Raw genomic sequence first — 6,056 nt, 5'->3', positions numbered from 1 at the left:
CCACAGGCGGGCGGCGTCCCGCAGGTAGTCCAGGCCGGTCACCACGGTCACCACCACGGCCGCCAGCATCACCCACCACGCGATGGTGGCCACCACGCCTCCCAGCGGCATGAGCATCAGGCCCACGGCCACCGACTGCAGCACCGTCTTGAGCTTGCCGCCGCGGCTGGCGGCCATGACGCCATAGCGGATCACCACGAAGCGCACCACCGTGATGAGCAGCTCGCGGGCCAGGACCACGACGGTCACCCACCAGGGCAGCAGGTCGATCCAGCTCAGGCACACCAACGCCGAGCCGATGAGCGCCTTGTCCGCGATGGGGTCGGCGATCTTGCCGAAGTCGGTGATGAGGTTGCGGCGGCGGGCCAGCTCCCCGTCGATGCGGTCGGTCACCGCGGCCAGCGCGAAGACCACGAACGGCCACCACGAATGCAGGTGGTCCTCCCCGGCGCCGGGGTCGCGCAGCAGGAGCCACACGAACACCGGCACCATGAGGATGCGCAGCACCGTCAGCGCGTTGGCGAGGTTCCACGGGCTGGGCTGTCCCGCCGCGGCGCCGGCGGGCACGGGGTCGACGGGCTGCTGCGGGGCGCTCACGCGGCGTCCCCGTCGACGCGGGCCACGAGGTCCACGCCCTGGCTGTCCACCACGGTCGCGTCCACGATCTCGCCGACGCCCACCCGGGCCGGGGCGCCGCTGGCGTCCACGAGCACCGTCACGCCGTCCACCTCGGGGCCCTGCTCCTCGGAGCGGCCCACCACCTGCTGGCCGGCCTCGCCCTCGTCCTCGACGGCCTCCACGAGCACGCTCACGCGGTCGCCCACGCGGTCGGCCGCGCGCTGGGCCATGACCTCCTCGGCGAGGTCGCGGATGTGCGCCACCCGCTCGTCGACGACCTCCTGCGGCAGCTTGCCGTCGAGCGTCTCGCCCTCGGTGCCGTCCTCGTCGGAGTAGCCGAAGACACCGAGCACGTCGAGGCGGGCCCGCACCACGAAGTCGGCCAGCAGCTCCACGTCCTGCTCGGTCTCGCCGGGGAAGCCGCAGATGACGTTGGACCGGATGCCGGCAGTGGGCGCCGCCGACCGCACCTGCTCGATGAGGCCGAGGAAGCCCTCGGCGTCGCCGAACCGGCGCATGCGGCGCAGCAGCGGCCCCGAGGCGTGCTGGAAGCTCAGGTCGAAGTAGGGCACCACGCCGGGGGTCTCCACCATCGCGCGCAGCAGCTCGGGGCGCATCTCCGCCGGCTGCAGGTAGCTCACGCGCACCCGCTCGATGCCGTCGATGCCGGACAGCTCGGGCAGCAGCGCGTCGAGCAGCCGCAGGTCACCCAGGTCCTTGCCGTAGCTCGTGGTGTTCTCGCTCACCAGGAAGAGCTCCTTGACGCCGTTGTCCGCCAGCCAACGGGCTTCGGCGAGCACGTCGTGCGGGCGGCGCGAGAGGTAGGCCCCGCGGAACGCCGGGATGGCGCAGAAGGAGCAGCGGCGGTCGCAACCCGAGGCGATCTTCAGCGGCGCCCACGGCTTGTCGTTGAGCCGGCGGCGGATGACGGTACTCGGCCCCGATGCCGGCGCGGGGGCGTCCAGCGCGGCGTCACCGGGCTCCACCGGCGTCACCTGGTCGGCCAGGGTGAGGCCGGCCTCCTCGAGCTCCTGGGCCGTGGCCGTGCCGTGGCCCGGCAGCGAGACGCCCGCGGCCCCCTCCTGGCGGGCCACCGGCGAGAGCGGCAGCAGCCGGCGGCGGTCGCCCGGGGTGTGGGGCTCCGGCGCGTGCCCCGCGAGCACCGCCCGCAGCGAGGAGGACATGTCGGCATAGGAGTCGAAGCCCAGCACCGCGTCGGCCTCGGGCAGCTCGGCGGCCAGCTCGGCGCCGTAGCGCTCGGCCAGGCAGCCCACCGCCACCACCGCGCCGGTGCGCCCCTCCTCCTTGAGGTCGTGGGCGTCCAGCAGCGCGTCGATGGAGTCCTTCTTGGCCGAGTCCACGAACCCGCAGGTGTTCACCACCGTCACGTCCGCGCCGTCGGCCTCGTCCACGAGCTCCCACCCGGCGGCGGCCAGGCGGCCGGCGAGCTCCTCGGAGTCCACCTCGTTGCGGGTGCAGCCCAGGGTCGCGATGTGGACGCTGCGCACCTGGCCCCCGGAGGTGGTCTCGGGTGCGTTCTCGGCGGGCTCGGCGACCGGCGCGGAACCGGTGGGGAGGGAGGTGGAACTCATGCTCCAAGGGTAGGCGGTCACCCTGAACGCCGGCGGCCCCGCGCGGCCCACCCGGCCACCCACCGGCTGTGGCGCCGGGCACAATGGGGCGCATGCCTGACGTCGCCGCCATCCGCTCCCTGCTGCGCGAGTTCCCCCTCGTGGACGGACACAACGACCTGCCGTGGCGCCTGCACGCGCTCTCCCGGGCCGATGCCGAGTCCACCGACCTCACGGTGGCCGACATCGGCGCCGGCACCCTGGGCACCCCCACCCAGACCCACACCGACCTGCCGCGCCTGCTCGACGGCGGCGTCGGCGCCCAGTTCTGGAGCGTCTTCGTGCCCGCCCACCTCTCGGGCGACAACGCGGTGAGCATGACCCTGGAGCAGGTCGACCGCGTGCGCTCCCTGGTGGCGCTCTTCCCCGACCGCCTGGAGCTGGCCGACACCGCGGCCGACGTGCGCCGCATCCACGCCTCGGGCCGCATCGCCAGCCTCATGGGCGCCGAGGGCGGCCACAGCATCAACAACTCCCTGGCCACCCTGCGCATCCTGCGCGAGCTGGGCGTGCGCTACATGACCCTGACCCACAACAGCAACGTGGACTGGGCCGACAGCGCCACCGACGTGGAGAACATCGGCGGGCTGAGCCGCTTCGGCACCGAGGTGGTGGCCGAGATGAACCGCATCGGCATGCTGGTGGACCTCTCGCACACCTCCGCCGGGACGATGCGCGACGCCCTGGCCGCCAGCCGCGCTCCGGTGGTGTTCACCCACTCCGGTGCCCGGGCCGTCACCGACCACCCCCGCAACGTGCCCGACGACGTGCTGGAGCGCCTGCGCGCCAACGGCGGCGTGTGCATGGCCACCTTCGTGCCCAGTTTCGTCAACCAGGGCTCGGCCGACCACCGCTTCGAGCGCGAGGACGCCGCCCGCGCCGCCGGCCTGCAGCCCACCGACGACGGCTGGGAGCCCTTCATCGACCGCTACATGGAGGAGCACCCGCCACCGGAGGCCACGCTCGAGGACGTGGTGGCCCATGTGGAGCACCTCCGCGAGGTGGCCGGCATCGACCACATCGGCCTGGGCGGCGACTACGACGGCACCCCCGTGCTGCCCACCGGCCTCGAGGACGTCACCGGCTACCCGCGCCTGCTGGCCGCGCTGGCCGACCGCGGCTGGAGCCGGGGCGACCTGGAGAAGCTGGCCGGGGCCAACATCCTGCGCGTTCTCGACGCGGCCGACACCGTGGCCGACGTGCTCGACGACGAGCCCAGCCGACGCTGGCGCATCGAGCAGCTCGACGGCTGAGCCCGCTCCACCGCGGCCCCGCGCCACACCGGCGCGGGGCCGCCGTGCGTGCGCGCCCCTGCCTCAGCGGCGGAACTTGGTGAGCGTCAGGCCCATGAGGCGGGCCACCACGAGCGCCACGTAGTTCATGCCCGCCATCTCCTCGAGGATGATGAACGAGCGGGCGTGGTTGCCGGCCGGCGTGATGTCCGACAGGCCGGTGCCGGTCATGGTGGTGAACGACAGGAAGATCAGCTCGAACCAGCTGAGCTTCTCCCCGTGCGGCGCGGCGAACGAGCCCGGCCAGATGAGCTGCACCGCCCCGTAGGTGTACGCGAACGCCCACGCGGCCACGGTGAAGGTGGCGCCGGTGGCCCACAGCTCGTCACTGGTCACCCAGTTGTCCGAGAACATGTACACCAGCAGGGCGAAGACCACGTAGAAGTAGAAGACCGCGTGGAAGCACATCGACGCCAGCTCGATGCCGGTGACCTCCGGGAGGAGCACCTCCCCCACCGAGAGCGCCACCGCTGGCACGCCCACGAGGCCGCCCACCCAGGTGAGCAGCGGCGTGCGCCGCACCGCGCGCAGGGCGAGCACCAGGGTGAGCAGGCCGAGCACGGCGATGGCCAGGCGCCCCGCCCCGCTCTCCCCGGTGAACGGGTAGGCGATGACGCTCAGCAGCTGCACCACGAGCAGCACCGCCGAGGGGTTGCTGGCGATGCCGCGGCGGGCCTTGACGTGCCACGGCGTCGGCGGGCGCACGGGGTTGCGGTACATCAGCGGCCCGTCAGCTGCCAGGCGTCCTCGTCGTCGTCCTCGTCGTCCGAGAAGACGGCGCCGTCGGAGACGTCCACGCCCGCGTACCGGTCGGTCATCGGGCGGGCCCCGGAGTCGGCGCCGCCCTCCTGCGGCGCCTCGTCGGCGTCGTCCCGGGCCCCCTCGCCGGCGTCCTGCTCGAGGTCCTCCGGCGGGTCCTCGCCGCGCAACCGGGCGAGGGTGGCCGGCAGGTCCTCGGGGCGCACCAGCACGTCGCGGGCCTTGGACCCCTCGGACGGGCCGACGATCTCGCGGGACTCCATGAGGTCCATGAGGCGCCCTGCCTTGGCGAAGCCCACGCGGAGCTTGCGCTGCAGCATCGAGGTGGAGCCGAACTGCGTGTTGACCACCAGCTCGGTGGCCTGGAGCAGCACGTCGAGGTCGTCGCCGATGTCCTCGTCGATCTCCTTGGTCGGGTTGACCTGCTGCACGTCCTCGCGGTAGTTCGGCGCCAGCTGGCCCTTGACGTGGGCCACCACGTCCACGATCTCGGACTCGTTGACCCACGCGCCCTGCACGCGCAGGGTGCGGCTGGCCCCCATCGGCAGGAAGAGCGCGTCACCCTGGCCGATGAGCTTCTCCGCACCGGGCTGGTCGAGCACCACGCGCGAGTCGGCCAGCGAGGAGGTGGCGAAGGCCATGCGGCTGGGCACGTTGGCCTTGATGAGGCCGGTCACCACGTCCACCGACGGGCGCTGCGTCGCCAGCACCAGGTGGATGCCGGCGGCACGGGCCAGCTGGGTGATGCGCACCACCGACTCCTCGACGTCGCGCGGGGCCACCATCATGAGGTCGGCGAGCTCGTCCACCACCACCAGCAGGTAGGGGTACGGCTGCAGCTCGCGCTGCGATCCCGGCGGCACCTGCACCTTGCCCGAGCGCACCGCCTTGTTGAACTCGTCGATGTGCTTGAAGCCGAAGTTGGCCAGGTCGTCGTAGCGCTGGTCCATCTCACGGACCACCCACTGCAACGCCTCGGCGGCCTTCTTGGGGTTGGTGATGATCGGGGTGATGAGGTGCGGGATGCCCTCGTAGGCCGTGAGCTCCACGCGCTTGGGGTCCACGAGCACCATGCGCACCTCCTCCGGCGTGGCCCGCACGAGGATCGAGGTGATCATCGAGTTCACGAAGCTCGACTTGCCGGAACCCGTGGCGCCGGCCACGAGCAGGTGGGGCATCTTGGCCAGGTTGGCGATGACGTAGCCGCCCTCGACGTCCTTGCCCACGCCCATCACCATCGGGTGCGTCTGGTTGCGCGCCTTGTCGCTGCGCAGGACGTCACCCAGCGACACGTTCTCGCGGTCGGTGTTGGGGATCTCGATGCCGATGGCGCTCTTGCCCGGGATGGGCGAGAGGATGCGCACCTCGGCGCTGGCCACGGCGTAGGAGATGTTCTTGCTCAACGCGGTGATGCGCTCGACCTTCACGCCCGGGCCGAGCTCCACCTCGTAGCGGGTCACCGTCGGACCCCGGGTGAACCCCGAGACCACGGCGTCGACGTTGAACTCCTCGAAGGTGTTGGTGAGCGCCGCCACGACGGCGTCGTTGGCCGCGGAGCGCTCCTTGTGCGGCGTGCCGGGCTTGAGCAGCGCGGTGTCCGGGAGGGTGTAGCTGACGTCGCCGGAGAGAGCCAGCTGCTCCACGCGCTGCGGCAACTGCGTGGTGGGCGGGGGCACGGGCTCCGGCTCCGGCTCGGCCTGCACGGGCTTGGCGCCCGGCTTCGCACCGGGCCTGGCCCCGGGCTTCGCGCCGGGGC

The 6,056-nt window shown here is 72.5% G+C and carries 5 protein-coding genes; 1 reads left to right on the top strand and 4 read right to left on the bottom strand.

Features of this window, described 5'->3' with window-relative positions:
• On the bottom strand, positions 1 to 597 hold a 597-nt coding region (pgsA, locus tag HMPREF3099_RS11975), incomplete at its 3' end, for a CDP-diacylglycerol--glycerol-3-phosphate 3-phosphatidyltransferase (protein WP_141762006.1).
• Entirely contained in the window at positions 594 to 2,210 is a 1,617-nt protein-coding gene (gene rimO, locus HMPREF3099_RS05410) for a 30S ribosomal protein S12 methylthiotransferase RimO (RefSeq protein ID WP_083323525.1), read from the bottom strand. The genes pgsA and rimO, both read right to left, overlap by 4 nt.
• Positions 2,211 to 2,302: 92 nt before the next feature.
• Between rimO and HMPREF3099_RS05405 the strand changes: the two genes are divergently transcribed.
• On the top strand, positions 2,303 to 3,502 hold the full coding sequence (locus tag HMPREF3099_RS05405; protein WP_070704998.1) for a dipeptidase: 1,200 nt from the start codon (positions 2,303 to 2,305) through the stop codon (positions 3,500 to 3,502).
• Between the two features lie 63 nt (positions 3,503 to 3,565).
• On the opposite strand, the gene HMPREF3099_RS05400 is transcribed toward HMPREF3099_RS05405, so the two are convergent.
• Positions 3,566 to 4,261: an ion channel gene (locus tag HMPREF3099_RS05400; RefSeq protein WP_083323524.1), complete on the bottom strand. Its 696-nt coding sequence runs from the start codon at positions 4,259 to 4,261 to the stop codon at positions 3,566 to 3,568.
• Positions 4,261 to 6,056: DNA translocase FtsK (locus HMPREF3099_RS05395; protein ID WP_237769758.1), on the bottom strand; the 1,796-nt coding region annotated here is incomplete at its 5' end. The genes HMPREF3099_RS05400 and HMPREF3099_RS05395, both read right to left, overlap by 1 nt.

This window comes from Kytococcus sp. HMSC28H12 (assembly GCF_001816045.1).
Classification (GTDB): Bacteria; Actinomycetota; Actinomycetes; order Actinomycetales; family Dermatophilaceae; genus Kytococcus; species Kytococcus schroeteri.
This window is presented reverse-complemented; position numbering and strand designations above follow the sequence as displayed.

Bases quoted from the DNA above. Each gene is read 5' to 3' on its own strand.
- rimO (WP_083323525.1), bottom strand. From the start codon at position 2,210: ATGAGTTCCACCTCCCTCCCCACCGGTTCCGCGCCGGTCGCCGAGCCC.
- HMPREF3099_RS05405 (WP_070704998.1), top strand. From the start codon at position 2,303: ATGCCTGACGTCGCCGCCATCCGCTCCCTGCTGCGCGAGTTCCCCCTC.
- HMPREF3099_RS05400 (WP_083323524.1), bottom strand. From the start codon at position 4,261: ATGTACCGCAACCCCGTGCGCCCGCCGACGCCGTGGCACGTCAAGGCC.